The sequence below is a fragment of the Rhodovulum kholense genome, assembly GCF_003053725.1.
Lineage (GTDB): Bacteria > Pseudomonadota > Alphaproteobacteria > Rhodobacterales > Rhodobacteraceae > Rhodovulum > Rhodovulum kholense.
Genome location: NZ_QAYC01000004.1, coordinates 152,273 through 177,521 on the forward strand (window position 1 = coordinate 152,273; position 25,249 = coordinate 177,521).

Annotated in this window: 24 protein-coding genes; 10 read left to right on the plus strand and 14 right to left on the minus strand. The window is 67.1% G+C overall.

The genetic code is table 11. The features are described from left to right. The first annotated feature begins 21 nt into the window (after nucleotides 1–21). On the plus strand, nucleotides 22–1,113 hold the full coding sequence (hemH, locus tag C8N38_RS07225) for a ferrochelatase (RefSeq protein WP_215731114.1): 1,092 nt from the start codon (nucleotides 22–24) through the stop codon (nucleotides 1,111–1,113). Between the two features lie 106 nt (nucleotides 1,114–1,219). Here hemH and C8N38_RS07230 read toward each other — a convergent pair whose 3' ends face one another. After that, nucleotides 1,220–1,399, minus strand: a complete 180-nt coding sequence (locus tag C8N38_RS07230) for a hypothetical protein (protein ID WP_075784163.1) — start codon at nucleotides 1,397–1,399, stop codon at nucleotides 1,220–1,222. Between the two features lie 134 nt (nucleotides 1,400–1,533). Then, on the minus strand, nucleotides 1,534–2,121 hold the full coding sequence (locus C8N38_RS07235; RefSeq protein ID WP_108025644.1) for a L,D-transpeptidase: 588 nt from the start codon (nucleotides 2,119–2,121) through the stop codon (nucleotides 1,534–1,536). A 171-nt stretch (nucleotides 2,122–2,292) separates the two neighbouring features. Here C8N38_RS07235 and dalA point away from each other — a divergent pair, with 171 nt between their 5' ends. Then, nucleotides 2,293–2,829: a divisome-associated lipoprotein DalA gene (dalA, locus tag C8N38_RS07240; RefSeq protein WP_108025646.1), complete on the plus strand. Its 537-nt coding sequence runs from the start codon at nucleotides 2,293–2,295 to the stop codon at nucleotides 2,827–2,829. Nucleotides 2,830–2,875: 46 nt separating this feature from the next. Here the strand turns inward: dalA and C8N38_RS07245 are convergent, their stop codons facing one another. The 6 genes from C8N38_RS07245 to hslO form a co-directional block, all read right to left on the minus strand. Continuing rightward, nucleotides 2,876–3,370 (minus strand): L,D-transpeptidase family protein, encoded by a 495-nt coding sequence (locus C8N38_RS07245; protein ID WP_108025648.1) that lies wholly within the window; start codon nucleotides 3,368–3,370, stop codon nucleotides 2,876–2,878. A 68-nt stretch (nucleotides 3,371–3,438) separates the two neighbouring features. Next, nucleotides 3,439–4,650 carry a class I SAM-dependent RNA methyltransferase gene (locus tag C8N38_RS07250; protein WP_108025651.1) on the minus strand — a complete coding sequence of 404 codons (1,212 nt, stop codon included), beginning with the start codon at nucleotides 4,648–4,650 and terminating at the stop codon, nucleotides 3,439–3,441. After that, entirely contained in the window at nucleotides 4,647–6,488 is a 1,842-nt protein-coding gene (locus C8N38_RS07255) for an ABC transporter ATP-binding protein (protein WP_108025653.1), read from the minus strand. The genes C8N38_RS07250 and C8N38_RS07255 overlap by 4 nt, the downstream gene beginning before the upstream one ends. Nucleotides 6,489–6,564: 76 nt before the next feature. After that, on the minus strand, nucleotides 6,565–7,731 hold the full coding sequence (locus tag C8N38_RS07260) for a CCA tRNA nucleotidyltransferase (protein WP_108025655.1): 1,167 nt from the start codon (nucleotides 7,729–7,731) through the stop codon (nucleotides 6,565–6,567). Beyond that, nucleotides 7,728–8,324 carry an NUDIX hydrolase gene (locus tag C8N38_RS07265; protein WP_108025657.1) on the minus strand — a complete coding sequence of 199 codons (597 nt, stop codon included), beginning with the start codon at nucleotides 8,322–8,324 and terminating at the stop codon, nucleotides 7,728–7,730. The genes C8N38_RS07260 and C8N38_RS07265 overlap by 4 nt, the downstream gene beginning before the upstream one ends. Continuing rightward, nucleotides 8,314–9,318 carry an Hsp33 family molecular chaperone HslO gene (gene hslO / locus C8N38_RS07270; protein ID WP_108025658.1) on the minus strand — a complete coding sequence of 335 codons (1,005 nt, stop codon included), beginning with the start codon at nucleotides 9,316–9,318 and terminating at the stop codon, nucleotides 8,314–8,316. Before hslO ends, C8N38_RS07265 begins: the two co-directional genes overlap by 11 nt. A gap of 75 nt (nucleotides 9,319–9,393) precedes the next feature. Between hslO and C8N38_RS07275 the strand changes: the two genes are divergently transcribed. Beyond that, nucleotides 9,394–9,840: an NUDIX hydrolase gene (locus tag C8N38_RS07275; RefSeq protein WP_108025660.1), complete on the plus strand. Its 447-nt coding sequence runs from the start codon at nucleotides 9,394–9,396 to the stop codon at nucleotides 9,838–9,840. On the opposite strand, the gene C8N38_RS07280 is transcribed toward C8N38_RS07275, so the two are convergent. Beyond that, the gene (locus C8N38_RS07280; RefSeq protein WP_245895587.1) at nucleotides 9,837–11,099 is read right to left on the minus strand and encodes a PP2C family protein-serine/threonine phosphatase; all 1,263 of its coding nucleotides are present in this window, start codon (nucleotides 11,097–11,099) and stop codon (nucleotides 9,837–9,839) included. The genes C8N38_RS07275 and C8N38_RS07280 overlap by 4 nt on opposite strands. 164 nt (nucleotides 11,100–11,263) lie before the next feature. On the opposite strand from C8N38_RS07280, the gene C8N38_RS07285 reads away from it, so the two are divergent. Continuing rightward, complete coding sequence (locus tag C8N38_RS07285) at nucleotides 11,264–11,593, plus strand: Hpt domain-containing protein (RefSeq protein WP_108025662.1); 330 nt, start codon at nucleotides 11,264–11,266, stop codon at nucleotides 11,591–11,593. Between the two features lie 28 nt (nucleotides 11,594–11,621). Here C8N38_RS07285 and ilvA read toward each other — a convergent pair whose 3' ends face one another. Continuing rightward, nucleotides 11,622–12,869, minus strand: coding sequence for a threonine ammonia-lyase IlvA (ilvA, locus tag C8N38_RS07290; protein WP_108025664.1), 1,248 nt, complete (start codon nucleotides 12,867–12,869; stop codon nucleotides 11,622–11,624). Nucleotides 12,870–12,990: 121 nt separating this feature from the next. On the opposite strand from ilvA, the gene C8N38_RS07295 reads away from it, so the two are divergent. Together C8N38_RS07295 and msrA are read left to right on the plus strand one after the other, a co-directional pair. Further along, a complete protein-coding gene (locus tag C8N38_RS07295) occupies nucleotides 12,991–14,223 on the plus strand; it encodes an argininosuccinate synthase (RefSeq protein WP_108025666.1) in 1,233 nt (410 codons plus the stop codon). Between the two features lie 128 nt (nucleotides 14,224–14,351). Then, nucleotides 14,352–15,020 (plus strand): peptide-methionine (S)-S-oxide reductase MsrA, encoded by a 669-nt coding sequence (gene msrA, locus C8N38_RS07300; RefSeq protein WP_108025668.1) that lies wholly within the window; start codon nucleotides 14,352–14,354, stop codon nucleotides 15,018–15,020. A gap of 7 nt (nucleotides 15,021–15,027) precedes the next feature. Here msrA and C8N38_RS07305 read toward each other — a convergent pair whose 3' ends face one another. After that, a complete protein-coding gene (locus tag C8N38_RS07305; RefSeq protein WP_108025670.1) occupies nucleotides 15,028–17,286 on the minus strand; it encodes an NADP-dependent malic enzyme in 2,259 nt (752 codons plus the stop codon). Between the two features lie 173 nt (nucleotides 17,287–17,459). Between C8N38_RS07305 and mutS the strand changes: the two genes are divergently transcribed. Further along, nucleotides 17,460–20,090, plus strand: coding sequence for a DNA mismatch repair protein MutS (gene mutS / locus C8N38_RS07310; RefSeq protein ID WP_108025672.1), 2,631 nt, complete (start codon nucleotides 17,460–17,462; stop codon nucleotides 20,088–20,090). Nucleotides 20,091–20,153: 63 nt separating this feature from the next. Here the strand turns inward: mutS and C8N38_RS07315 are convergent, their stop codons facing one another. After that, nucleotides 20,154–20,702, minus strand: a complete 549-nt coding sequence (locus tag C8N38_RS07315) for a nucleotide exchange factor GrpE (RefSeq protein ID WP_108025674.1) — start codon at nucleotides 20,700–20,702, stop codon at nucleotides 20,154–20,156. 3 nt (nucleotides 20,703–20,705) lie between these two features. Continuing rightward, on the minus strand, nucleotides 20,706–21,746 hold the full coding sequence (hrcA, locus tag C8N38_RS07320) for a heat-inducible transcriptional repressor HrcA (protein WP_215731116.1): 1,041 nt from the start codon (nucleotides 21,744–21,746) through the stop codon (nucleotides 20,706–20,708). A 158-nt stretch (nucleotides 21,747–21,904) separates the two neighbouring features. Here hrcA and rph point away from each other — a divergent pair, with 158 nt between their 5' ends. Genes rph through hemW form a run of 3 tightly spaced genes read left to right on the plus strand, consistent with a single transcriptional unit; the run spans nucleotide 21,905 to nucleotide 24,387 of the window. Continuing rightward, nucleotides 21,905–22,621: a ribonuclease PH gene (gene rph / locus C8N38_RS07325; RefSeq protein WP_108025676.1), complete on the plus strand. Its 717-nt coding sequence runs from the start codon at nucleotides 21,905–21,907 to the stop codon at nucleotides 22,619–22,621. 4 nt (nucleotides 22,622–22,625) lie between these two features. Then, a complete protein-coding gene (gene rdgB / locus C8N38_RS07330; protein ID WP_108025678.1) occupies nucleotides 22,626–23,234 on the plus strand; it encodes an RdgB/HAM1 family non-canonical purine NTP pyrophosphatase in 609 nt (202 codons plus the stop codon). Continuing rightward, a complete protein-coding gene (gene hemW / locus C8N38_RS07335; protein ID WP_108025680.1) occupies nucleotides 23,224–24,387 on the plus strand; it encodes a radical SAM family heme chaperone HemW in 1,164 nt (387 codons plus the stop codon). Before rdgB ends, hemW begins: the two co-directional genes overlap by 11 nt. A 3-nt stretch (nucleotides 24,388–24,390) precedes the next feature. Here the strand turns inward: hemW and C8N38_RS07340 are convergent, their stop codons facing one another. Then, nucleotides 24,391–25,242: a ParB/RepB/Spo0J family partition protein gene (locus C8N38_RS07340; RefSeq protein WP_245895589.1), complete on the minus strand. Its 852-nt coding sequence runs from the start codon at nucleotides 25,240–25,242 to the stop codon at nucleotides 24,391–24,393. Between the last annotated feature and the right edge of the window lie 7 nt (nucleotides 25,243–25,249).

Here is a 25,249-nt window from a genome sequence, read left to right on the forward strand (position 1 = left end):
CGCGATACCGGGACCAAGGCGATGTTCGATTCCAACCAGGACGGGCGGAAACCCGCGGCTTCCGGTCTGACTGAAACACGGCCCCTGCACGGGCCCGACGACCACCCGCTGGTGCCGCCGGCGCGAGTCGGTGTGCTGCTGGCCAATCTGGGCACACCGGACGGCTATGACTACTGGTCGATGCGCCGGTATCTGAACGAATTCCTGTCCGACAAGCGGGTGATCGACTATTCGCCCTGGGTCTGGCAACCGCTCCTGCAGCTGGTGGTGCTGACCAAGCGGCCCTTCGCGTCGGGCGAGAACTACCGGTCGATCTGGAATCACGAGGCCGACGAAAGCCCGCTGATGACGATCACCAAATCGCAGACCGCCAAGCTGGCCGCCGAGCTGAAGGCGACCTATGGCGACCGCGTCGTGGTCGATTTCTGCATGCGCTACGGCAACCCCTCGACCCGCGCCCGGGTCCGGTCGCTGCTGGAAAAGGGCTGTCAGAAGATCCTGTTCTTCCCGCTTTACCCGCAATATTCCGGCACCACCTCGGCCACCGCCTGCGACAGCTTCTTCAAGGCGCTGATGGACGAGAAATGGCAGCCGGACGTGCGCACCGTCAGCACCTATTTCGACAACCCGCTTTACATTTCGGCGCTGGCCGCCTCGGTCGAGCGGGCCTATGCCGCGGCCGAGCACGAACCCGACATCCTGGTCTGTTCCTATCACGGGGTGCCGCAGCGCTATCTGACCGAGGGCGACCCCTATCACTGCCATTGCCTCAAGACGACGCGGCTGCTGAAAGAACGGCTCGGATGGGATGACAGCCGCATCACCACGACCTTCCAGTCGCGCTTCGGCCCCGAGGAATGGCTGCAGCCCTACACCGTCGAAGAGGTCGCGCGGCTGGCACAGGCCGGCAAAAAGCGGATCGCGGTGATCGCGCCGGCCTTCTCGGCCGACTGCATCGAGACGCTCGAGGAGATCAACGAAGAGATCTGCGAGAGCTTCGAGGAGGCGGGCGGCGAGAAGTTCACCTACATTCCCTGCCTCAACGACGACGACGCCCATATCCGGGCGCTGGGCGAGATCGTGAAGGCCAATCTGCGCGGCTGGGCCGACTGAGTCGACCTGCCGCCGCCGCGGCTACGCCCCGGTCGCCTGGACAGCAGACAACAAAAAAGGCGGTGGCTCCCGGCCACCGCCTTTTTCGTGTCCTTGCGGACGGATCTCAGTTCGACGCGACGGCGGCGATGAGGATCAGGGCCAGAACCGGCACCAGGATGCCTTGGGCCGAGGACGAGGTGTCCTGAGCGATCACTTCCGGCTCGATCATCGGCTCGGAGTAGCCGCCGGCGAAGGCGGAGGTGGCGGCAACCGCGAAGGCGGCGGCAAGGGCGATTTTCTTCATCTGTCTCTCCTGTAACAGCAGCGCAGGGACTCTCCCCTTCGCGGCATCCTACACATGTAATTTCTCTGTAAGGGATGGCCCCGGATTCTTGCAATCGACCGGAACGGCTTGACCCAAAGACGTCCCGGATGTCGTCAAATTAGCAACACCTGTGTGCCCACCTTGGCCAGGCCGAAAAGCTCGGCGATGTGCTCGTTGTAAAGGCCTATGCAGCCGTTCGACGACCGGCGTCCGATCTTGCGGGTGTCATGGGTGCCATGGATCCGGTAGTAGGTCCACCCCAGATAAAGCGCGTGGGTTCCCAGCGGGTTGTCCGGTCCCGGCGGCACATAGTCCGGCCATTCGGGGTTGCGCTGTTTCATCGCCGGCGTCGGCCGCCATTCAGGCCCCTCGACCTTGCGCACGACGCTGGTGCGGCCGCGCCGGGTCAGGTCTTCGGACAGCGGCACAGAGGTCGGGTACAGCTTGTAGATCGAACCGTCCTCCGACCAGAAATGCAGCGCGCGCGAGGTGGTGTCCACCAGGATCGCGCCGTTCTTCAGGTTCGAGAAATAGGGATGCCAGTCGAGCGCCCGAAAGCTCGAGATGTTGCGCCGCACCATGTCGGTCAGATCGGGCTCCATCTCGGTGGTGTTGGCGAGGGCAGGTCCGGCAGTGACGGCAAGGGCCGTGCCGGCGAGGAAATGGCGGCGGGTCAGGCCGCGGGTCGAACGGGTCGTCATATTGCGCTCCGAATGTCGCGTCTTTTCTGGAAGTTCGGGCTGACCATAAGGTTACCGATCGGGCGGAGCAATTCAAACCGGCGTCACTCCCGGCGGATCGCCGCGCGAAGGGTTTGAACACGCCTGCACAAGCGGCTAAAGACCAAAAGACCGACTCTTGGGGTTTTTCTTATGATACGACCGGCTTTGGGCCTCGTGGCCGTACTTTTCGCGCTCTCCGCCTGCTCGACCGGAGGAGAGGTTCGCATCGGTCCCGACGGCAAGCCTCTGCCGACGGTCTACCGGATCTCGCGTTCCGACCAGGGCAAGATCCAGTACCGCATGCTCGACTCGATCAATGCGCTGCGCCAGGCGCGGGGCCTCGCGCCGCTCGAGCTCGATTCGCGGCTGAACGCGGCGGCCGCCACCCATTCGCGCGACATGTCGGTGCAGAACCGCCCATGGCATTTCGGCTCGGACGGGTCGTCGCCGCTCGACCGGGTGGCCCGTGCGGGCTATCAGGGCCAGCTGCGCGGCGAGGACATCTCGGAAACCTACGAGACCGAGCTGGAGACGCTGGCCGCCTGGATGGAGGAATCCGATACCCGGAACATCATCCTCGATCCGCAGGCGACCGATCTGGGCTTCGCCTTCTATCAGGAAATGAACGGCAAGATCTGGTGGACGCTGGTCACCGGACAGCGCACCACGGCCGGGTCCGGCGCCTGACCCCGGCGTCGGCGGGGCCGCAAGGTCCCGTCTCGCGGCGCGACGATCAGGGGAAGATGTCGATCACCGTGCCATCGCGGACCATCGCATAGATGTCCTCCATCTCGGCATCGGTGACCGAGATGCACCCGGCCGTCCAGTCGCCCTTGCGGCGCCGGTTCTTGCGGGCGCGTCCGTGAATGAAGATGTCGCCGCCCGGTTTCTTGCCCAGCGCCTTGGCCTCTTCGATATCGGCCTCGTTCGGATAGGAAATCCCGATCGACAGGTGGAACTCGCTGTTGGGATTGCGGCGGTCTATGTAATAGCGCCCCTCCGGGGTCTTGCCGTCGCCCTCGATCTGCTTGTCGCCGACCGGGGCATAGCCCAGCGAAATGCGGTAGGCCTTCAGCACCTGATCGTGGTGCAGCAGGTACAGCATCCGCTGCCCCTTCATGACCACGACCCGGGTGACCTCGGGCCCGTCATAGGTCTTGAACTTCGAACTGCAGCCCGCAAGGGCCGCCATGGCGGTCAGCGTCAGAAACGCACGTCGGTCGATCATTGGGGTCTGCTCGCGCCCTTGATGTTTCGAACCAGTCTAGCGCAAGCGGCGAACGGCCAAAAGCGCGATCAGCGCGAGAACTGCGCCGCCAGCTCGACATGGCCCGACCAGCGGAACTGGTCGACCGGCTGCACCCAGTCCAGCCGGAATCCGCCGGAACAGAGCCGTTTCGCATCGCGTGCGAAGGTCACCGGATTGCACGAGACCATCGCCACACGCCCCAGATCCGACCGGGCGATCTCGGCGCATTGCGCCTCGGCCCCGGCACGCGGCGGGTCGATGACCACGGCCTCGACCCGGGCCAGCTCGACCGGCAGCAGCGGGCGGCGGAACAGGTCGCGCGCCTCGGTCGTCACCCGTTTCAGCCCCGGGGCACCGCGCCAGCCCCGGTCGAGCGCGGCCAGCATCGCCGCCGATCCCTCGACCGCCTGCACCTCGGCGCTCTCGGCCAGCGGCAGCGCGAAGGTGCCCGCCCCGGCGAACAGGTCCGCGACCCGGCGCGCGCCGCCCAGCGCCTCACGCACCGCCTCGGTCAGCGCCGCCTGACCCGCCTCGGTCGCCTGCAGGAAGGCACCCGCAGGCGGCACCACATGAGCCCGCCCCATGGCCTGACGCGGCGGGCGGCGTTCGGCCAGTTGCTCGCCGTTCCAGCTCAACCGCGCCAGATCGTGGGTCTCGGCCAGCGCCGCCAGGTCGATCCGAAGCGCGGTGTCCAGCGGCTTGGCCTCGGCCACCGCCATGTCGACGCCATCCTCCGACCGGGTCACCGTGATCGCCAGCGCCCCCTTGCGCGAGGCGCCCAGAAGGGTCGCGGCGGCAGCGGCCGGCAACGCCGCCATCAGGTCGGGATGCAGCAACCGGCAATCGGGGATCTCGGTCACCACGTCCGAGGCGCGGGCGTGAAAGCCCACAAGAACGCCCTTCTTGGTGCGCCGCCCGGCCAGCACCGCCCGGCGGCGGCTGGCGGGCGGCGAGGTCAGGATCGGCCGCACCGGCGCCGCAAGCCCCTGCCCCGCGAGCGCCCGTTCGACGACCTGAGTCTTCCAGCTTGCCACGAAGGCGTCGGACCCGTGCTGCAGCGCGCAGCCGCCGCAAGAGGCGAAATGGCGGCAGGGCGGCCGCACCCGGTCGGCGACCGGCGTCACGATCCGCGGCCGGGCAATGCGGCCGCCTTCGGCTTCGCCCTCGACCTCTTCTCCGGGCAGCGCCAAGGCCACCGTCAGACCGTCGCCGGTCAGCCCCTCGCCCTTCAGCGACAGCCGTTCGACCAGATGGCTCACTCGGCCGCCTCCGTTCCGATGAAACCGCCCGACTGCCGCGCCCAGAACCGCGCGTAAAGCCCGTCCTTCGCCAGCAAGGCGGCATGGGTCCCGTCCTCGGCGATGTGGCCACCGTCCAGAACCACGATCCGGTCCATATGCGCGATGGTCGACAGCCGGTGCGCGATGGCGATCACGGTCTTGCCCTCCATCACCCCGTAAAGCGTCTTCTGGATCACCGCCTCGACCTCGGAATCGAGCGCCGAGGTCGCCTCGTCCAGCACCAGGATCGGCGCGTCCTTCAGGATCACCCGGGCCAGCGCCACCCGCTGCCGCTGACCGCCCGATAGCTTGACCCCCCGTTCGCCGACATGGGCGTCATAGCCGCGCCGCCCGTCGGGGTCCTGCAGATCGAGGATGAAGTCATGCGCCTCGGCGCGCTTCGCCGCCGCGATCATCTCGTCCTCGCTGGCCTCGGGGCGGCCGTAAAGGATGTTGTCGCGCACCGACCGGTGCATCAGGCTGGAGTCCTGGCTGACCATTCCGATCTGGCGGCGCAGGCTTTCCTGGGTGACACAGGTGATGTCCTGCCCGTCGATCAGGATCTGCCCGCCCTCGGGGTCGTAGAACCGCAACAGCAGCTTGACGAGGGTCGATTTCCCGGCGCCCGAGCGCCCGACCAGCCCCACCTTCTCGCCCGGTTTCAGCACCAGATCGATCCGGTCGAGCCCGCCCGACCCGCGCCCGTAATGATGCGTCAGCGCCCGCATCTCGATCCGGCCCTCGCGGAATTCAAGCGCGGTCGCGTCCGGCGCATCGACCAGCTCGATCGGCTGGGCGATGGTCTCCATCCCTTCCGAGATCACCCCGAGCGACCGGAAGAAGCTCGACAGCGCCCACATGATCCAGCCGGTCATCGCGTTCAGCCTCAGCGTCAGCGCGGTCGCCGCCGCCACCACGCCGACGCTGGCCTGACCCTGCATCCACAGCGCGATGGCCCAGCCGACAACGCCGACGATCAGGAACCCGTTCAGCGCGGTCAGCGCCACATCCATCTTGGTGATGATCCGCATCTCGGCGCCGAAGGCCTTGCGCAGATCCTCGATCGCCTCCTTGGCATAGCCAAGCTCGCTGTCGTGATGGGCGAACAGCTTGACCGAATGGATGTTGGTATAAGCGTCGACCACCCGGCCGGTGACGGTGCTGCGCGCATCGGACGAAGCCTTCGAGGCCACGGCAATGTTCTTCATCGTCCAGCGCACCAGCACCGCATAAAGCGCAAGCCAGGCCAGAAGCGGCAGCATCAGCCGCGGGTCGGCCTGCCCCAGCAGCACCAGCGCGCCGCCGACATAGGCCACGGCAAAGGCGATGGCATCGAAGATCTGGAACACCGCCTCGCCCGCGGCGGGAGGCGTCTGCATCTGGCGGTTGGCGATGCGCCCGGCAAAGTCGTTCTCGAACCAGCCGACCGACTGGCGCAGCACATGGGCATGGGCGCGCCAGCGGATCAGGGTGCCGAAATTGGGCATGATCGCATTGTTCAGCACCGCCACGTCCAGCGCCTGCAGCGCGGGCCGGAGGATCAGGATGAAGACCGCCAGCCCGATCAGCGACAGGCCGTGATCCTGCCAGACCTGCCCGGGCGTGCCCGAGGACAGCATGTCGACCAGCCGGCCCATGACGTCGATCAGCCAGATCTCGACAATGGCCACCAGCAGAGCCAGCACCGCGGCGACCGCGAAGACCTTGCGGAACGGGCGCATATAGGCCGCCAGGAACGGCCAGAGCCGGTTCGGCGGCGTATCGGTCTGCGCATAGGGCGCATAGGGGTCGATCAGGTTTTCGAAGTGGCGGAACATGGCGGGATCTCGTGCGGTACGGGCAGAGCTTACAGGGGGCGCCGGGCAAGAGGAACACCCGGCGAACGCGACGGGCCTATCCCCGCCGGGCGCGGGCGATCAGTTCCGCCGCGCTCAGCCGGAAGCCCGAGGCGATCCAGTCGGCCTCGAGCCGCTTGAGCGCAGCGCCCAGCGCCGCGCCGTCGTACCCTGGCATCAAGTCGGCCGCGCTCAGCGGAAACCGGGCGGCGGCGCCGCGCGCCAGCTCGGACGTCAGATCGCGGGGCAGCGGCTGGCCCAGCGCGGCAGAGCGCAACGCCACGGCCTCCCGCGCTATGTCCGGGCCCAACCGGTAGGCCAGCTCGGCGGCACCCGCCATCTGCCCCGCAGCACCCGTCAACCGCTCCAGGCGCCGGGCCTCGGCCTTGCTCAGGCGCAACCGCCTGGCCGGGGCCTCACCGCCCAGCGCTGCCAGCCGCCGCACCGGATCGGGGGGCAGCCCCTCGGCCTGTTCAAGGGCAACGAGAACCGGCAGGGCGCGCGGGTCGGCCCCGGGCAGGGTTCGCGCCAGAACGCCCGCCGCCGCCATCGCCGCGACGCTGGGCGCTGGGTCGGGCGCCGCCAGCAGCTTGCGGATCTCGGCGCCGATCCGTTCCTTCGAAAGCGTCTCGATTCCGGCCGAATTCGCGGCCGCGGCCGCCAGACCGTCAGGGTCGAGCCCGGCGTCGGGATCGCCATACCAGGCATGAAACCGGAAGAAGCGCAGGATGCGCAGGTAGTCCTCGCGGATCCGCGCATCTGCATCGTCGATGAACCTGACCCGCCGCGCCGCAAGATCCGAAAGACCGCCAAGGGGGTCGATCACCGCGCCCTCGGGCGTCGCGTAGATCGCGTTCATGGTGAAGTCGCGGCGGCGCGCGTCTTCCTCGGGGCTGTCGGCGAAGGCCACGACGGCGCGGCGGCCAAAGGTCTCGACGTCGCGACGGAAGGTGGTGACCTCATGGGGCAGATGCCCCGCCACCACCGTCACCGTGCCATGGTCGAACCCGGTCGGCACCGCCTTCAGCCCGGCGGCCTCGGCCAGCGCCATCACGGTTTCGGGCCGGGCATCGGTCGCGATGTCGATATCGGTCACCGGCACGCCCAGAAGCGCGTTGCGCACGCAGCCGCCGACGAAAAGCGCCCGGTATCCGGCGCGGGTCAGCACCGCGCAGACCGACTGGGTGTGGTCGGCAAAGAACCAGTCGCCGAAGACCCGGGTCATGCCCCCACCCGGTCGGCCAGCGCGCGCAGGATGCGGGCGGTCGCGCCCCAGATGTAATAGGGTCCATAGGGGACGGTGTAGTAATAGCGCCGCTGGCCCCGCCAGATCCGGTACTGGATCGAAAACCGGGCGGGGTCGCGGACATGCTCGAAGGGCACGTCGAAGACCTCGTCGACCTCGCCGGCCTCGGGCACCCGCAGGAAATCCGGCCGCAGCCGGGCCAGCACGGGCGTCACGGTGAACCCGGTCACCGTCTCGTGCGGCGGCATCGTGCCCAGCACCTCGACATGGCTTTCGGGCAGGCCGATTTCCTCGCGCGCCTCGCGCAGCGCCGCCGCGACCGGCTGTTCGTCCGCTTCCAGCTTGCCGCCCGGAAAGGCGATCTGGCCGGGATGATGGGTCAGCCGCGACGACCGTTTGGTCAGGATCAGCTGCAGCCCGGCCGGTCCCGGCGCGAGGCCGACCAGCACCGCGGCCGGACGCAGCACCCGCCCCTCGGGCAGCACGAAGTCCGGGTTCAGGTCGTGGTCCGAGGTTTCGCGCCCGGGCCGGGCCAGCGCCGCCGCCAGCGCCTCGAACGGGTCACTCGGCATCGGGGTCCTTCTCCGCCTCGAAGCCCAGCGTCGCCGGATCGAGCACGTAATGCGCGCCGCAGAACTGGCAATCGGCAGTCACCACCCCCTCGGGCGTCGTCATGTGGCCGATATCCTTGGCCGAGTAGATCGACAGGCTCTGCCGAACCCGCGCCTCGGAACAGGTGCAGCCGAACTGCACCGGCTGCGGATCGAAGACCCGCGGGCGCTCTTCGTGAAAGAGCCGCACCAGAAGGTCGGTCGGCTGCACGCGCGGCCCCACCAGTTCGATTTCCTCGACGGTATCGAGCAGGATGTTGGCGCGATTCCAGTGTTCGGCCTGGGCGCCCTCCAGCATGTCCTCGGCCTGCAAGAGCCCCTCTTCGCCGCTGCCGCCCTCGGGGCTTTGCGGGATCGAGGCCCTGGGCATCAGCTGCAGCATCACCCCGCCCGCGCGCCAGTGCTCGCCCTTGCCCGACCCGGGCAGCATCGCCCGCCCGAAGCTCAGCGCGAAGCGGGTCGGCAACTGTTCGGACTGGGCGAAATATGTCTCTGCACAGGCCGAAAGCGCGCCTCCGGCAATGGGTGTGATGCCCTGATAGGGCACCGTGCCCGGCCCCTGGTCGAGAAGCACGGCGAAATAACCCTGCCCGATCTGCGAGAACGGGTCGGCCGCGGGGTCCAGCCGGTCCTTGTCGAAGCTGGCATAGGCACGGATGCGGGCCGGGGCGCCATCCTCGGACGGCGCATAGTAGTCGGTCGCGATCAGCCGCGCCGGGCCGTCGCCGCGAACCTGCAGGCTGAGCTTCCAGCGCAGCTTGATGGTCTGCCCGATCAGCGCGGTCAGCAGTGCCATCTCGGCCACCAGCGCCTCGATCGCGGGCGGGTAGTCGTGCTGCGCCAGCACATGGTCGAGCACGCCGTCCAGTCGGGCGACCCGCCCGCGAACGTCGCTGCGGTCAAGCTGGAAGGGAAGGACGGTATCGTCCCAGGCGATCTTCGATCCGATGGACATGGGGTTTCCTTGGGCTCTGGGCCTTGGCATACCCGCCTTATATAGACGCGGCAACGAAAGCACAAAGAGGCGGCAATGATCCGGCGATTCGGAGAGGCGGTCAGGGCGGACCAGCGGTACCGGCTGAGACCGGGCGCCTATGCCCTTCTGGAACGCGACGGGCTGCTGCTGGTCACCCATCAGCAGGCGCCGGTGCCCGAATACCAGCTGCCCGGCGGAGGCATCGACCCGGGCGAATCGCCCCTGCAGGCGCTGCATCGCGAGGTGTTCGAGGAAACCGGCTGGAAGATCGAGTTGCGGCGGCGGCTGGGGGCATTCCGGCGCTTCACCTACATGCCCGAATACGACATCTGGGCGGAAAAGCTCTGCACCATCTATCTGGGCCGTCCGGTCCGCCCCTACGGTCCGCCCAGCGAACCCGGGCATACCGCGCTGTGGATGCCGGCAGACGTGGCCGCGCGGCAGCTCGGCAATGCTGGCGACCGCCATGCGGTGCGGCGCTGGCTGGGGCTGGCGCGCTAGCCGAACTCGAACAGCACGGCCGAAACATCGTCGGGAAAATCGCTGCGTCCGCCGGTAAAGGCGGTCAGCCCGGCCTGGATCGCATCGAGAAAGGCCGGGCCGCGAGCCGCGGCATTGGCCTGGATCAGGCGGCGCAGGCCGTCGTCGCCCAGCTGGGTGCCGTCCGGCGCGGGGCATTCGGTGATGCCGTCCGACACCAGCAGGACCCGGTCGCCCGGCGCAAGCCGGACCTCGCAGCAGTCGAAGCTGGCGCCGGGGATCAGCCCCAGCGGCAGCCCGCCCTCGCCCAGATAGTCGAGGCGCCCGTCCGCGCGCTGCACGACCGGATGCGGATGCCCGGCCTGAACGAACCGCATCTGCCCGGTGTCCAGCGCCACGAAGGCCAGCAGCAGCGTGAAGTAATGTTCGGTCTCGATATCCTCGAGAAAAAGCCGGTTGAGATGCGCGGCGACCTCGGCGGGCGGGCGGGCGCGATAGGTGCCGCCGGGCCCGGGTTCCAGCGCGATGTTCTGGTCGGGCGAGCGCGAGCCCAGAAGCCCCGCAAGACGCGCGGTCAGCATGGCCGAACTGATCCCGTGGCCCGACACATCGGCCGAGAATACCCCGAGCTCGCCCGGCCCGGCGGGAAAGAAGCCGACCAGATCGCCGCCGACATGGCCGCAGGGGCGCAGCAGCAGCGACACCTCGGACCCGCCGAACCGGCGGTGGCGTTCGGGCACCAGAGATTGCTGAAGCTTGCGTGCCTCGACCAGATCGCGGTCGAGCGCGTCGTAAAGCGTGCGCAATTCGCCCAAGGCATCGGTCAGCAGGCGGTTCTTGTCGCGCAGCTGATGTTCCATCCGGAGGATGCGTTCGCCCGAAGCGATCCGGGCGCGCAACTCGCTGGCATTGACCGGCTTGGTCAGGAATTCGTCGGCCCCGACATCAAGCCCGTGGATCATCTCCACCGTTTCGGATTTCGAGGTCAGCAGGATGAAATAGCCATAGCTTTCGCGCGGCAAATCGCGAAAAGCCTGGCAGAATTCGGGGCCGTTCATGCCCGGCATCATCCAGTCGCTGATGATCAGGTCGACCGGCCGGTCGCGGCAGATATCCAAAGCCTCTTCGGCCGAGCCGCATTCGGCGACCTCATATCCCCAGCGTTCCAGCGACGCGCGCAGGATCCGCCGTTGCAGGCGGCTGTCATCGACCAGAAGAACCAGTCGTACGAGGCCGGTCTTCGCAGGGTCGAGATGCGTCGGGTCTGGCTGGGCGTTCACGGGGGTCCCGGTCCTGATCTGGCTTTAGTTCATAAAGCCGCCGACTTAACGCCCCATGAACGCGCGAATTAGACCCATCTGACCGGGTATGGAATAAGACCCCGTTAAGCGGTCTCCGCTAGCGTCCGGACTGGGTGGATATGCAAGGCGATGGAGTATGTGCGATGATCGAGTGGACTCGTGTTGAAGAGTTGCGGGACGAAGTCGGTGAAGACGCGTTCGACGAGGTGCTCGATCTTTTTCTCGAAGAGGTCGACGAGGTGATCGAGCGTGTGGCCCCGGGGCGCGACCCGGCCGATCTGGCCGCCGATCTGCATTTCGTGCGGGGCTCTGCGCTCAATCTGGGGTTCAAGGATTTCTGCGTGCTCTGCCAGGGCATCGAACGCCAGTTGGCCCAGGGCCAGAGCGTCGATCTGGTGCCCTTGACCGCGGCCTATGCCAGTTCGAAGGTCGAGCTTCTGGGCAAGGTCCGCACGCGCCGCGACGTTGCCTGACGGGCCTCGGACCTGACGGGCACGCCCGTCAGATCAGGAAATCGGCGAGCGTCGGGTCCTCGGTGATGTCGCGATAGGTCAGGCCCTGCGCCTCCATCCGCGCGAAAAGGGCCGCGAAATTGCGCGCCTCCGTCGTTTCGATCCCGATCAGGACAGTGCCGAAATTGCGCGCCGATTTCTTCAGATATTCGAACCGGGCAATGTCGTCCTCGGGCCCCAGAAGATCGAGGAAATCGCGCAATGCACCGGGACGCTGCGGCATCCGCAGGATGAAATACTTCTTCACCCCCGAAAACCGCTGGGCACGTTCCTTCACTTCGGGCAGCCGCTCGAAATCGAAATTGCCGCCCGAGGTGACGCAGACCACCGACTTGCCCTCGATTTCCTCGGCCAGCCCCGGCAGCACGTCTACCGACATCGCGCCGGCGGGTTCCAGCACGATCCCCTCGACATTCAGCAGATCGAGAATGGTGGTGCAGATCCGGTCCTCGGGCGCCAGCAGCACATGCGCAGGATCGATCCCGCGCAACCGCTCGAAGGTGCGCGCGCCGATCCGGGCCACCGCCGCCCCGTCGACGAAGGTGTCGACCTTAGGCAGGGTCACTGGCCCGCCCTGGGCCAGCGCCGCGGTCAGCGAGGCGCCGCCCACGGGCTCGACGAACCGGAAGCCGATGCCGGGCGCGGTCTCGCGCAGGAAGGATACGACCCCGGCCGCCAGACCGCCGCCGCCCACCGGCAGGATCACCAGATCGGGGGTGTGATACAGCACCGACATCAGCTCGACAGCGACCGAGGCCTGACCCTCGATCACATCCTCGTCGTCGAAGGGCGCAAGGAAATGCCCGCCCACCTCGCGGCAATAGGCCTGGGCCGAGGCCAGCGTGTTGTCGAAATAGTCGCCGGTCAGGCGGATCTCGATATTGTCGCCGCCGAAGATCCGGGTCTTGCCGATCTTCTGGTCGGGCGTCGTCACCGGCATGAAGATCACGCCCCGGACCCCGAAATGGCGGCAGGCGAAGGCCACGCCCTGGGCGTGGTTGCCCGCGCTGGCCGCGACGAAGACCGGCGGCTCGGCCCCGCCCGCCAGCACCTTGCGCATGGCGTTGAAGGCGCCGCGCAGCTTGTAGGACCGCACCGGGCTGAGATCCTCGCGCTTGAGCCAGATATCGGCCTTGTAGCGTTCGGAGAGGTGCACGTTGCGTTGCAGCGGTGTGGGCGGGAACAGCGCGCGCATCGCCTTTTCGGCGGCGCGGGCCTTTTCGGCAAACTCGGTCATGCCGCAGCAATGGCGCGTTCGCCCTGCGCGCGCAAGCGTCCCGTTGCGCGCGGGTTCCCTTGCTCTGGCCCCGGAAAAGAGCTATCCGCCGCCCGATATCCGAATGACGAAAGGTCGCCCCATGTCTGCGCCCAAGTCCGCGCCCAAGAAAGTCGTCCTGGCCTATTCCGGGGGTCTCGACACCTCGATCATCCTGAAATGGCTGCAAACCGAATACGGCTGCGAGGTGGTGACCTTCACCGCCGATCTGGGCCAGGGCGAGGAACTCGAGCCCGCCCGCAAGAAGGCCGAGATGATGGGCGCCAAGGAGATCTTCATCGAGGATCTGCGCGAGGAATTCGTGCGCGACTTCGTCTTCCCGATGTTCCGCGCCAATGCGGTCTACGAGGGGCTCTACCTGCTGGGCACCTCGATCGCGCGGCCGCTGATTTCCAAGCGCCTGATCGAGATCGCCGAGGCAACCGGCGCCGATGCCGTCGCCCATGGCGCCACCGGCAAGGGCAACGACCAGGTCCGGTTCGAGCTGTCGGCCTATGCGCTGAACCCGGAAATCAAGGTGATCGCACCCTGGCGGGAATGGTCGCTGACCAGCCGGACCAAGCTGCTGGCCTTCGCCGAGGAAAACCAGATCCCGATCGCCAAGGACAAGCGCGGCGAGGCGCCCTTCTCGGTCGATGCGAACCTGCTGCACACCTCCTCCGAGGGCAAGGTTCTGGAAAACCCCGCCGAAGAGGCGCCCGACTATGTCTATCAGCGCACGGTCGACCCCGAAAAGGCGCCGAACGAGCCCGAATATGTCGAGATCACCTTCGAGAAGGGCGACGCGGTCGCGATCAACGGCGAGGCGATGTCGCCCGCAACGGTCCTGACCAGGCTCAATGAACTGGGCGGCAAGCACGGCATCGGCCGGCTCGATCTGGTCGAGGGGCGCTTCGTCGGCATGAAGTCGCGCGGCATCTACGAAACGCCCGGTGGCACGATCCTTCTCGAAGCGCATCGTGGCATCGAGCAGATCACGCTCGACCGCGGGGCGGCGCATCTGAAAGACGAGCTGATGCCGAAATATGCCGAGCTGATCTATAACGGCTTCTGGTTCAGCCCCGAACGCGAGATGCTGCAGGCGCTGATCGACAAGAGCCAGGAGCACGTCTCGGGCACGGTCCGGCTGAAGCTCTACAAGGGCTCGGTCCGCACCGTCGGACGCTGGTCAGACGCGTCGCTTTATTCGGAAAGCCATGTCACCTTCGAGGACGACGCCGGCGCCTACGACCAGAAGGACGCGGCGGGCTTCATCAAGCTGAACGCCCTGCGCCTGCGCCTGCTGGCGACGCGGAACCGCAAGCTGAAGGGCTGAGCCCTGTCGGGATCGGCCGATGGCGCGGCCGGTCCCGCCTTCGTGATCTCACGGGCTTTTGGGTTTCGCGCGATTTCGCGCGGAGCCTATCCTTTTCCGGGAACCCGACCGGGAAAGGGAGGTCGATCATGGGTGTTTTTCTGGGCAGGGTCAAACCGGCGCTGTTGATTGCCGCCATCCTTCTGGGGCATCTGGCGCAGAGCCATCGCGCGCAGGCCGCCGAACCGGAAACGGCCATTTTTGCGGGCGGCTGCTTCTGGTGCGTCGAGGCCGATTTCGAGAAGGTCCGGGGCGTCAGCGAGGTCGTTTCGGGCTACACCGGCGGCCATGTCGATCATCCCGCCTATCGCCAGGTGGCGCGCGGGGGTACCGGCCATGTCGAGGCGGTCGAGATTACCTACGACCCGGACGTGGTGAGCTATGAAAAGCTGGTCGCGCTGTTCTTCCGTTCGGTCGATCCGACCGATGCGGGCGGCCAGTTCTGCGACCGGGGCGAAACCTACCGGACCGCGATTTTCGTCTCTGATCCGGCCGAACGGCGCGTGGCAGAGGCCGAAAAGGGGAAGGTCGGGCGGGCCCTCGGGTCCGAGATCGCGACCGAGATATTGCCCGCCGCAACCTTCTGGCCGGCTGAGGCCTATCACCAGGACTATTACAAGAGCCGCGACCTGATCCTGACCCGGTTCGGGCCCAAGACCAAGGCCGAGGCCTACAAGCTGTATCGCGCGGGCTGCGGCCGCGACGAAAGGGTGCGGGCGCTTTGGGGCGACGCCGCGCCCTTTGCCGGAGGCTCGTGACCCGCGCTTAGCCGACCTCGCAGGCCGCAAGCAGCGCCATGTTCAGGATGTCGTTGACGGTCGAGACCGTGGAACAGATCTGGATCGGCTTGTCGACGCCCGCAAGGATCGGACCGATCACCGTGGCACCGGCCATTTCCTGCATCAGCTTGACCGAGATCGAGGCCGAGTGCCGGGCCGGAACCACCAGCACGTTCGCAGGCCCCGACAGCCGGCAGAACGGATAGCGCGCCATCGCCACCGGGTTCAGCGCCACATCGACCGTCATCTCGCCGTCGAACTCGAAATCGACCCCGCGCTTGGCCAGCACCTCCGAGGCGCGATGCATCTTGGTCGCGCGCTCGCTGACCGGATAGCCGAAGGTCGAGAAGCTGAGGAAGGCCACGCGCGGTTCGATCCCCAAACCGCGCGCGACATTGGCCGCGTGCACGGCGATATTGGCCAGATCCTCTTCCTCGGGCCATTCATGCACCAGCGTGTCGGCGATGAAGACGATCTTGCCCTTGTGCAGCAGAGCGGTCACGCCGACCGCGCCGTCCTGGGCACGGGCGTCGAAGACGTGGTTGATCAGCTCCAGCACATGGGCCGATTTCCGGGTCGCCCCGGTCACCAGCGCGTCGCCATGGCCATTGGCCAGCATCAGCGCCGAGAAAACGTGCCGGTCGCGCGCGGCCAGCCGGTTGATGTCGTGGGTATCGTAGCCCTTGCGCTGCAGGCGCTGGTAAAGGAACGACCGATAGGCCTCGAGATGGCCGGTATTGGCCGCGTTCACCACCTCGAGCTCGCGATAGGCGTCGGCAAGCCCCGCCTGTTGCAGCTTTTCCTTCACCTCGGCCTCGCGGCCGACGACGATGGCCTGGCCATAGCCCGCGCGGTGATAGCTGACGGCGGCGCGCAGCACGCGTTCGTCATCGCCCTCGGCAAAGATCATCCGCGCCTGCGCCGCCTTGGCCCGCGCCGCGATCCCCGACAGAACCGAAGCCGTCGGGTCCATCCGCGCCTTCAGCCGCTGTTCGTACTCGTCCATGTCGACGATCGGCCGCCGCGCCACGCCGGTATCCATCCCGGCCCGGGCCACCGCCGGCGGAATGGTGTAGATCAGGCGCGGGTCGAAGGGCGTCGGGATGATATAGTCGCGCCCGAAGGTCAGCTTGGTGCCATAGGCCATCGCGACCTCGTCGGGCACGTCCTCGCGGGCGAGTGCGGCCAGCGCATCGGCGCAGGCGATCTTCATCTCGTCATTGATCGCCCGGGCGTGGATATCGAGCGCGCCGCGAAAGAGATAGGGAAAGCCGAGGACGTTGTTGACCTGGTTCGGATAGTCCGACCGCCCGGTCGCGACGATGGCGTCGGGCCGCACCTCCTGCGCCTCTTCGGGCGTGATCTCGGGATCGGGGTTCGCCATCGCGAAGATGACCGGGTTCTCGGCCATCGAGGCCACCATCTCGGGCGTCACCGCGCCCTTGGCGCTGACGCCCAAGAACACGTCGGCACCGACCATCGCGTCTTCCAGCGTGCGCGCATCGGTCTTGGCCGCGTGGGCCGATTTCCACTGGTTCATGCCCTCGGTGCGGCCCTGGTAGATCACGCCCTTGGTGTCGCAGGCGATGCAGTTGTCATGCTTCGCCCCCATCGCCTTGATCAGTTCCAGACAGGCGATCCCGGCCGCGCCCGCGCCGTTCAGGACGATCTTGCAGTCCTCGATCTTCTTGCCCGACAGATGCAGCGCGTTGATCAGCCCCGCCGCGCAGATCACCGCCGTGCCGTGCTGGTCGTCATGGAAGACCGGAATGTCCATCTCTTCCTTGAGCCGCTGCTCGATGATGAAACACTCGGGCGCCTTGATGTCCTCGAGGTTGATGCCGCCGAAGGTCGGCCCCATCAGCCGCACTGCCCGGATGATCTCTTCGGGGTCTTCGGTATCCAGCTCGATATCGACCGCGTTCACATCGGCAAAGCGCTTGAACAGGACCGACTTGCCCTCCATCACCGGCTTCGAGGCCAGCGCGCCCAGATTGCCCATGCCGAGGATCGCGGTCCCGTTCGAGATGACGGCCACCATGTTGCCCTTGGTGGTGTAGTCATAGGCCGTCTCCGGCGCATCGGCGATGGCCTGCACCGGCACCGCGACCCCCGGGCTGTAGGCCAGGCTGAGATCGCGCTGGGTGGTCATGGGCTTGGTCGCCACGATCTCGTATTTCCCCGGCACGGGCTCGATGTGATAGCTCAGCGCTTCTTCCGGTGTGATCTTGGATTTCTCGGCCATTGTCGGGGCTCTCCTCCTAGGTGAAAAGCGTCTTAACCCTCCGACGCCCGCGTCTCAATAGACTTGAAAATCGACATGGATTTACCGCTTTTCGCCGCAGGGGCGGATTTGTAAGGTCCGCGGACCAGCGACAGGGGGGTTCCGTGACCGAAGCCGGCGCATCCGTCACACCGATGATGGCGCAATATCTGGAAATCAAGGCCGCCCATCCCGGCGCGCTGCTGTTCTACCGGATGGGCGATTTCTACGAGATGTTCTTCGACGACGCCGTGGCGGCGGCCGAGGCGCTGGACATCGCGCTGACCAAGCGCGGCAAGCATCTGGGCGAGGACATCCCGATGTGCGGCGTGCCGGTCCATGCCGCCGAAAGCTATCTGCTGACGCTGATCCGCAAGGGCTTTCGCGTCGCGGTCTGCGAACAGATGGAAGACCCGGCCGAGGCGAAGAAGCGCGGGTCGAAATCGGTCGTGAAACGCGATGTGGTCAGGCTGGTCACGCCCGGCACCCTGACCGAGGAAAGCCTGCTCGAGGCCCGGCGCCACAACTTCCTGGCCGCCTTTGCCGAGGTCCGGGGCGAGGCCGCCCTGGCCTGGGTCGACATCTCGACCGGGGCGTTCCGGGTGATCGGTTGCCCGGGCGTGCGGCTGGGCGCGGAACTGGCCCGGCTTGCCCCGCGCGAAGTGCTGCTGAGCGAGGCCACCGAACGCGATTGGGCCGAGGCGGTCTCTGATGCGGGCGCCGCCGTGACCCTGCTGTCGCGCATGAGCTTCGACAGCGCCTCGGCCGAAAAACGGCTGACCGCGCTGTTCTCGGTCGGCACGCTCGAAGGCTTCGGCAGCTTCGGCCGGGCCGAGCTGTCGGCGATGGGCGCGCTGGTCGACTATCTGGAGATCACCCAGAAGGGCAAGCTGCCGCTCTTGCGCCCGCCGATACGCGAGGCGATGGGCGGCACCATGCAGATCGACGCCGCGACCCGGCGCAATCTGGAACTGACGGCCAGCCTTTCGGGCGGGCGCGAAGGCAGCCTGCTGGCCGCCATCGACCGCACCGTCACCGCCTCAGGCGCGCGGCTGCTGGAACGGCGGCTTTCCAGCCCCTCGCGCGATCTGCCGACGATCCGCGCGCGGCTCGACGCGGTGCGCGCGCTGGTCGAGGATTCCGGGCTGCGCGACGCGCTGCGCGACGAGTTGCGGAAATGCCCGGACATGGACCGGGCGCTGTCGCGGCTTGGGCTCGACCGGGGCGGGCCGCGCGATCTGGCCGCGATCCGAGCCGGGCTGACCCAGGCGGGCGCGCTGGCCGACCGGCTGGACGGCGATCTGCCGTCCCTGATCGCCGAGGCGCGTCGCGCGCTGACCGGGCATGACGCGCTGGTCGATCTGCTCGACCGGGCGCTGGTGGCCGAACCGCCGCTGCTGGCCCGGGACGGCGGCTTTATCGCCACCGGTTATGACGAGGGTCTCGACGAGGCACGGACGCTGCGCGACGAGGGCCGGGGCGTGATCGCGCGGATGCAGGCGGGCTTTGTCGACGAGACCGGCATCTCGTCGCTGAAGATCAAGCACAACAACGTGCTGGGCTATTTCATCGAGGTGACGGCCACCCATGCCGACCGGATGCTGTCGCCTCCGCTGTCGGAAACCTTCATCCACCGGCAGACCACGGCCAATGCGCTGCGCTTTACCACGGTCGAACTGTCGGAACTTGAAACCCGCATCCTGAATGCGGGCAACCGGGCGCTGGAAATCGAAAAGCGGCTGTTCGAGACCCTCCGGGCCGCGATCCTCGACGAGGCCGGGCCGGTCGGACAGGCCGCCGCCGCGCTGGCCGAGATCGACCTTGCGACAGGGCTTGCCGATCTGGCCCGGGGCGAGGACTGGTGCGAGCCGCTGGTCGATGACAGCCGCGCCTTTGCCGTGACCGCAGGCCGGCATCCGGTGGTGGAACGCGCGCTGAGGCGCCAGGGCGGCGCGCCCTTCATCGCCAACGATTGCGACCTGGCCCAAGGCGGGCAAGGCGCCGCGATCTGGCTTTTGACCGGGCCCAACATGGCCGGCAAATCGACCTTCCTGCGCCAGAACGCGCTGATCGCGCTGCTGGCACAGGCGGGCAGCTTCGTGCCCGCCGCCTCGGCCCATATCGGGCTGGTGTCGCAACTCTTCAGCCGGGTCGGCGCCTCGGACGATCTGGCGCGGGGCCGGTCCACCTTCATGGTCGAGATGGTCGAGACCGCCGCGATCCTCAATCAGGCCGACGACCGGGCACTGGTGATCCTCGACGAGATCGGGCGCGGTACCGCCACCTATGACGGGCTTTCGATCGCCTGGGCGACGCTGGAACATCTGCACGACATGAACCGCTGCCGCGCGCTTTTCGCCACCCATTACCACGAGATGACCGCGCTGGCGCAAAAGCTTTCGGGCGTCGAGAACGCGACCGTGGCGGTCAAGGAATGGGAAGGCGACGTGATCTTCCTGCACGAGGTCCGCAAGGGCGCGGCCGACCGGTCCTACGGGGTGCAGGTGGCGCGCCTGGCGGGCCTGCCCGACAGCGTGGTCGAGCGCGCGCGCGTCGTGCTGGACGCGCTGGAACGCGGCGAACGCGAGGGCGGGCGGTCACATGCGACGCTGATCGACGATCTGCCGCTGTTCTCGGCCGCCGCGATCCCGCAGCGCCCTGCCCCCGCGCCCGCTGGCCCCTCGCCGGTGGAAGATCGAATGTCGGCCATCCACCCCGACGAGCTGAGCCCACGCGAGGCGCTGGAACTGCTTTACGAGCTGAAGGCCCTGTCCCGGCCGGGCTAGGGCCAGCCCCAAAGAAAAACGCCCGGCCGCGGGGCCAGGCGTTTCCCGTGAAACACTGAGGTCTCAGGAGGCCGGGGTCGACGAGACGCCCACCTGCGCCGGGCGCAGCAGCCGGTCATGCAGCATGAAGCCCGAGGCCATCACCTGGATGATGTCGCCCGCCTTCGTGCCGGGCACCGGGGCCTCGAACATCGCCTGATGCAGCTGCGGGTCGAACTTGTCGCCTGCCTCGGGCGCCAGCCGCACGATCCCGTGCTTGGAGAAGACGTTCAGAAGCTCGCGCAGGGTCAGCTCGACCCCTTCCAGCAGCGCGGCATTCGCCTCGCGCTGTTCGTCGGTCACGACCTCAAGCGCCCGCGAGAGGTTGTCATAGACCGGCAGCATGTCGCGCGCGAGTTTCGAGCCGCCGTAGTTCTCGGCCTCGCGGCGGTCGCGGTCGGCCCGCTTGCGGGCGTTCTCGGCATCGGCCAGCGCCCGCATGAACCGGTCGCGAAGCTCGTCACGCTCGGCCCTCAGCGCCTCGACCTCCTCCGGGGTGATCTCGGGGGCTTCGGTTTCGCCTGCGGTCTCGGTCGCAAGGTCTTCGGGTTCGGTCTTTTCAGGTTCTGCCATCTTTCATCCCTTGCCGCGGTCGGCGATCAGCTTGCCCACCAGCTGGGCGGTGTAGTCCACGATCGGCACGATCCGCCCGTAGTTCAGCCGGGTCGGTCCGATCACCCCCACGGCGCCAATGATCTTACGGTCCGCGTTCATATATGGAGAGACCACCAAAGAGGAACCCGAAAGTGAAAAAAGCTTGTTCTCGGAGCCGATGAAGATGCGCACACCTTCGCCCTCTTCGGCCAGTTCAAGGAATTCGGCGATGTCGCGCTTGCGTTCCAGATCGTCGAACAGGCTGCGGATCCGGTCCAGATCGGCGGCCTCGGCCGGATCGGACAGCAGGTTCGCCCGGCCGCGCACGATCAGCCGCGCCTGGTCCTGACCCTCGTTCTCCCAGACCGCCAGCCCCGCCTCGACCATGGTCCGCGCCAGCTCGTCCAGTTCCTGCCGGCGCCGCGCGATCTCGACCTTCATCGCCTCGCGCAGTTCGCTGAGCGTGCGGCCCTCGGCCAGCGCGTTCAGAAAATTCGCGGCCTCCCGCATCGAGGACGGCGTCTGCCCCGGCGCGGGCTGGAACAGGCGGTTCTCGACATGGCCATCGGCAAAGACCAGCACCGTCAGCGCCCGGTCGGCGCCGAGGCTGACGAATTCGATATGCTTGATCGGTGCCTCGTGCTTGGGCGCCAGGACGAGGCTGGCACCATGGGTCACGCCCGACAGCGCCGCCCCCACCCGGTCCAGTAAGGCCCCCACATCGGACGTGTTCGACCCAAGCGTGGCGTCGATCTTTTCGCGGTCTTCCTCCTTGAGGTCGCGCACCTCCAGAAGCCCGTCGACGAACATCCTCAGCCCCAGCTGCGTCGGCACCCGCCCGGCCGAGACATGCGGACTGTTCAGAAGGCCGAGGAATTCGAGATCCTGCATCACGTTGCGAATCGTGGCCGCGCTGACCTTCTCGCTCATGGTACGGGTCAGCGTGCGCGAGCCCACCGGGTCGCCGGTTTCCAGATAGCCCTCGACCACCCGCCGGAACACCTCGCGCGAGCGGTCGTTCATTTCTTCGAAAATGCCTTGGGTACTCACCTGCCGCGCCTCCGTCGAAGCGGTGCCATTAAAAAGAAGATCCCGATCCCGTCAATCGGTCCGATCAAACAGGGTTGCATCGGCCTCCGGCTCATGGGAGCAAAGCGCCAACGCCAAGAAAGGACAGTCCGATGCGCCCATCCGGTCGTGATGTAAGCGAACTCCGCCCCGTTTCAATCGAGACCGGCGTGACCAAGCATGCCGAAGGCTCCTGCCTGATCCGCATGGGCGACACCCATGTGCTGTGCACCGCGACGCTGGAAGAGCGCGTTCCGCCCTTCCTCAAGAACAGCGGCCTCGGCTGGGTCACCGCCGAATACGGCATGCTGCCGCGCGCCACGACCACCCGGATGCGCCGCGAAGCCGCCCAGGGCAAGCAGGGCGGCCGCACCGTCGAGATCCAGCGCCTGATCGGCCGCGCGCTGCGGGCGGGCGTCGACCGCGTGGCCCTTGGCGAACGCCAGATCACCATCGACTGCGACGTGATCCAGGCCGATGGCGGCACCCGCTGCGCCTCGATCACCGGCGGCTGGGTCGCGCTGCGTCTGGCCGTCAACAAGCTGATGAAGACCGGCGAGGTCATTTCCGATCCGCTGGTCGACCCGGTCGCCGCCGTGTCCTGCGGGATCTATGCCGGCCAGCCAGTGCTGGACCTCGACTATCCCGAAGACAGCGAGGCCGGCGTCGACGGCAATTTCGTGATGACCGGGTCCGGCAAGCTGATCGAGGTGCAGATGTCGGCCGAAGGTTCGACCTATACCCGGGCGCAGATGAACGCCCTGCTCGATCTGGCCGAAAAGGGCGTGGCCGAGCTGGTCGCCGCCCAGAAGGCCGCTGTGGGGGCCTGAGCCCATGCGCCGGTTTGACGGAAAGACGCTCCTGGTCGCGACCCATAACAGCGGCAAGCTCGAAGAAATCGCCGATCTTCTGAAGCCTTTCGGCATTTCCGTCACCGGCGCCGCCGACCACGCCCTGCCCGAACCGGACGAGACCGAGGATACATTCGTCGGCAATGCGCGGATCAAGGCGCATGCGGCGGCGAAGGCCACCGGCCTGCCCGCTTTGGCCGACGATAGCGGCCTTGCGATCGATGCCCTGGACGGTGCCCCGGGCGTCTATACCGCCGATTGGGCCGAAACAGGCTCTGGCCGCGACTTCCCGATGGCCATGGAGAAGGTCTGGACCAAGCTTCAGCAGGCGAAAGCCCCCGAGCCCCGGACCGCGCAATTCTGCTGCACATTCGTGCTGGCCTGGCCCGACGGCCATGACGAGGTGTTCGAGGGCCGCATGCCCGGCCGCATCGTCTGGCCGATGCGCGGCGATCAGGGCCACGGCTTCGACCCGATCTTTCAGCCCGAGGGCTACGACATCACCTTCGGCGAGATGGACCGCTGGGAAAAGAACAGGATCAGCCACCGCGCCCGCGCGTTCGAGAAACTGGTGAGCCTGTTTGACCGCTGAAGACTGGCAGGAGGGCGGGTTCGGGCTTTACGTCCACTGGCCGTTCTGCCTGTCGAAATGCCCCTATTGCGACTTCAACAGCCATGTGTCGGCCGAGATCGACACGAAACGCTGGCAGGACGCCTATCTTTCCGAAATCCGCCGCCTCGGCGCCGAAACCGGCCCGCGTGTGCTGAACACCGTCTTTTTCGGCGGCGGCACTCCCAGCCTGATGCCCCCGGATCTGGTCGGTGCGATCCTCGAGACCGCCCGATCGGTCTGGACGCCCGCGAACGACATGGAAATCACGCTCGAGGCCAATCCGACCTCGGTCGAGGCCGGACGCTTCACGGGATTTGCCGAGGCCGGCGTCAACCGCGTCTCGCTGGGTGTCCAGGCCCTGAACGATGCCGACCTGAGGCGGCTCGGCCGGATGCACAGCGTGGCCGAGGCCCGCGCCGCCTTCGAGATCGCCCGCGCCCGCTTTCCCCGCGTCAGTTTCGACCTGATCTATGCCCGGCAGGCCCAGTCCCTCGCCGCCTGGCGCGAGGAATTGACCGAAGCACTGGCCATGGCCGCCGATCACCTGTCGATGTACCAGCTGACCGTCGAACCCGGCACCGCCTTCGGGGACCGGCTGGCGCGCGGCGGTCTGAAGGGTCTGCCCGACGAGGATCTCGGCGCCGATCTTTACGCCCTGACGCAAGAGATCTGCGACGCCGCTGGGATGCCCGCCTATGAGGTCTCGAATCACGCCCGTCCCGGCGCCGAATCGCGTCACAACCTGATTTACTGGCAGGCGGGCGACTATGCCGGGATCGGCCCTGGCGCCCATGGCCGCCTGACCCTTGGCGGCGTGCGGCTTGCGACCGAAACGCCGCTGGCGCCCACCGCGTGGCTCGACCGGGTCGACCGCACCGGCACGGGCGAGCTGTCGCGAAGCCCGATCTCCCCTGCCGATCAGGGTGTCGAGTATCTTATGATGGGGCTGCGCCTCGCCCATGGACTGTCGTTGGCACGTTACGAAAGCCTGGCGGGCGTGCCGTTAGATTCATTGCGAATCAATGAGTTGTCCGAACTTGGCCTGGTCGGGGTCGAGGCGGGAGTCCTGCGCGCCACGACCGCAGGCCGCGCTGTGCTGAATGCGGTGATCCGCGCGCTGCTGCCCGATTGACCCTCAGTCGAAGCCGCCCCCGGGCGAGCTCAGCGCCGCACAAAGCCTGTCCAGCTCTTCAAGCGAGGCATAGGACAGGACAAGATCGCCCGATCCGTCGGTGCGATGCTCGATCGAGACACCAACGCCAAGATTGGTCGCCAGATCCTGCTCGAGCGCGCGGGTATCGGCATCTTTCGCAAGCGGTGGCGGCACCCGACGCGGTTGCGGCGCAGAGCCCGCCTTGGCCAGTTTCTCCGTCGCACGCACCGAGAGCTGCCCCTTGATCACCTGCCGCGCCAGTTTGGCCGGGTCTTCGGTCGTGATCAGCGCGCGGGCGTGGCCCGCGCTCAACCGCCCTTCTCGCAGATAGCCCTGCACCTCTTCCGGCAATTGCAGCAGACGCAACAGGTTGGCGATGTGGCTGCGGCTTTTCCCGAGCGCCTCTGCTACCTTATCTTGTGTGTGGCCGAAGCGATCCATCAACTGGCGGTAGCCCATCGCCTCTTCCAACGGGTTCAGATCGGCCCGCTGGATGTTCTCGATGATGGCGATTTCCAGCACTTCGATATCGTCCAGCTCGCGGACGATAACTGGCACTTCGTGTTGCTGGGCCAGTTGCGAGGCGCGCCAGCGGCGTTCGCCCGCGACGATTTCGTACCGCCCTGCGCTGCGCTTGCTGGGCCGCACGATCAGGGGCTGAATCACGCCCTTTTCCCGAATCGAGTCCGAGAGTTCTTTCAGCGCCTCTTCGGCAAACATCCGCCGCGGCTGATCGGGATTTGGCTCCAGCAGATCCAGCGCTATCATCAGATCGGCCTTGCCACGCGGCGCCTCGCCCCGCTCGGTCTCTGGTTCGATCTTGACGTCCGCCATCAGCGCC

What these genes read in the sequence shown, in the direction of transcription:
- C8N38_RS07230 (WP_075784163.1), bottom strand. Translation starts at nt 1,399, where the DNA reads ATGAAGAAAATCGCCCTTGCCGCCGCCTTCGCGGTTGCCGCCACCTCC.
- C8N38_RS07260 (WP_108025655.1), bottom strand. Translation starts at nt 7,731, where the DNA reads ATGACCCGGGTCTTCGGCGACTGGTTCTTTGCCGACCACACCCAGTCG.
- C8N38_RS07275 (WP_108025660.1), top strand. Translation starts at nt 9,394, where the DNA reads ATGATCCGGCGATTCGGAGAGGCGGTCAGGGCGGACCAGCGGTACCGG.
- rdgB (WP_108025678.1), top strand. Translation starts at nt 22,626, where the DNA reads ATGCGCCGGTTTGACGGAAAGACGCTCCTGGTCGCGACCCATAACAGC.
- dalA (WP_108025646.1), top strand. Translation starts at nt 2,293, where the DNA reads ATGATACGACCGGCTTTGGGCCTCGTGGCCGTACTTTTCGCGCTCTCC.
- msrA (WP_108025668.1), top strand. Translation starts at nt 14,352, where the DNA reads ATGGGTGTTTTTCTGGGCAGGGTCAAACCGGCGCTGTTGATTGCCGCC.
- C8N38_RS07285 (WP_108025662.1), top strand. Translation starts at nt 11,264, where the DNA reads ATGATCGAGTGGACTCGTGTTGAAGAGTTGCGGGACGAAGTCGGTGAA.
- C8N38_RS07340 (WP_245895589.1), bottom strand. Translation starts at nt 25,242, where the DNA reads ATGGCGGACGTCAAGATCGAACCAGAGACCGAGCGGGGCGAGGCGCCG.
- mutS (WP_108025672.1), top strand. Translation starts at nt 17,460, where the DNA reads ATGATGGCGCAATATCTGGAAATCAAGGCCGCCCATCCCGGCGCGCTG.
- C8N38_RS07315 (WP_108025674.1), bottom strand. Translation starts at nt 20,702, where the DNA reads ATGGCAGAACCTGAAAAGACCGAACCCGAAGACCTTGCGACCGAGACC.
- C8N38_RS07295 (WP_108025666.1), top strand. Translation starts at nt 12,991, where the DNA reads ATGTCTGCGCCCAAGTCCGCGCCCAAGAAAGTCGTCCTGGCCTATTCC.
- C8N38_RS07245 (WP_108025648.1), bottom strand. Translation starts at nt 3,370, where the DNA reads ATGATCGACCGACGTGCGTTTCTGACGCTGACCGCCATGGCGGCCCTT.
- rph (WP_108025676.1), top strand. Translation starts at nt 21,905, where the DNA reads ATGCGCCCATCCGGTCGTGATGTAAGCGAACTCCGCCCCGTTTCAATC.
- hemH (WP_215731114.1), top strand. Translation starts at nt 22, where the DNA reads ATGTTCGATTCCAACCAGGACGGGCGGAAACCCGCGGCTTCCGGTCTG.
- C8N38_RS07235 (WP_108025644.1), bottom strand. Translation starts at nt 2,121, where the DNA reads ATGACGACCCGTTCGACCCGCGGCCTGACCCGCCGCCATTTCCTCGCC.
- C8N38_RS07305 (WP_108025670.1), bottom strand. Translation starts at nt 17,286, where the DNA reads ATGGCCGAGAAATCCAAGATCACACCGGAAGAAGCGCTGAGCTATCAC.
- hrcA (WP_215731116.1), bottom strand. Translation starts at nt 21,746, where the DNA reads ATGAACGACCGCTCGCGCGAGGTGTTCCGGCGGGTGGTCGAGGGCTAT.
- hslO (WP_108025658.1), bottom strand. Translation starts at nt 9,318, where the DNA reads ATGTCCATCGGATCGAAGATCGCCTGGGACGATACCGTCCTTCCCTTC.
- C8N38_RS07265 (WP_108025657.1), bottom strand. Translation starts at nt 8,324, where the DNA reads ATGCCGAGTGACCCGTTCGAGGCGCTGGCGGCGGCGCTGGCCCGGCCC.
- C8N38_RS07255 (WP_108025653.1), bottom strand. Translation starts at nt 6,488, where the DNA reads ATGTTCCGCCACTTCGAAAACCTGATCGACCCCTATGCGCCCTATGCG.
- ilvA (WP_108025664.1), bottom strand. Translation starts at nt 12,869, where the DNA reads ATGACCGAGTTTGCCGAAAAGGCCCGCGCCGCCGAAAAGGCGATGCGC.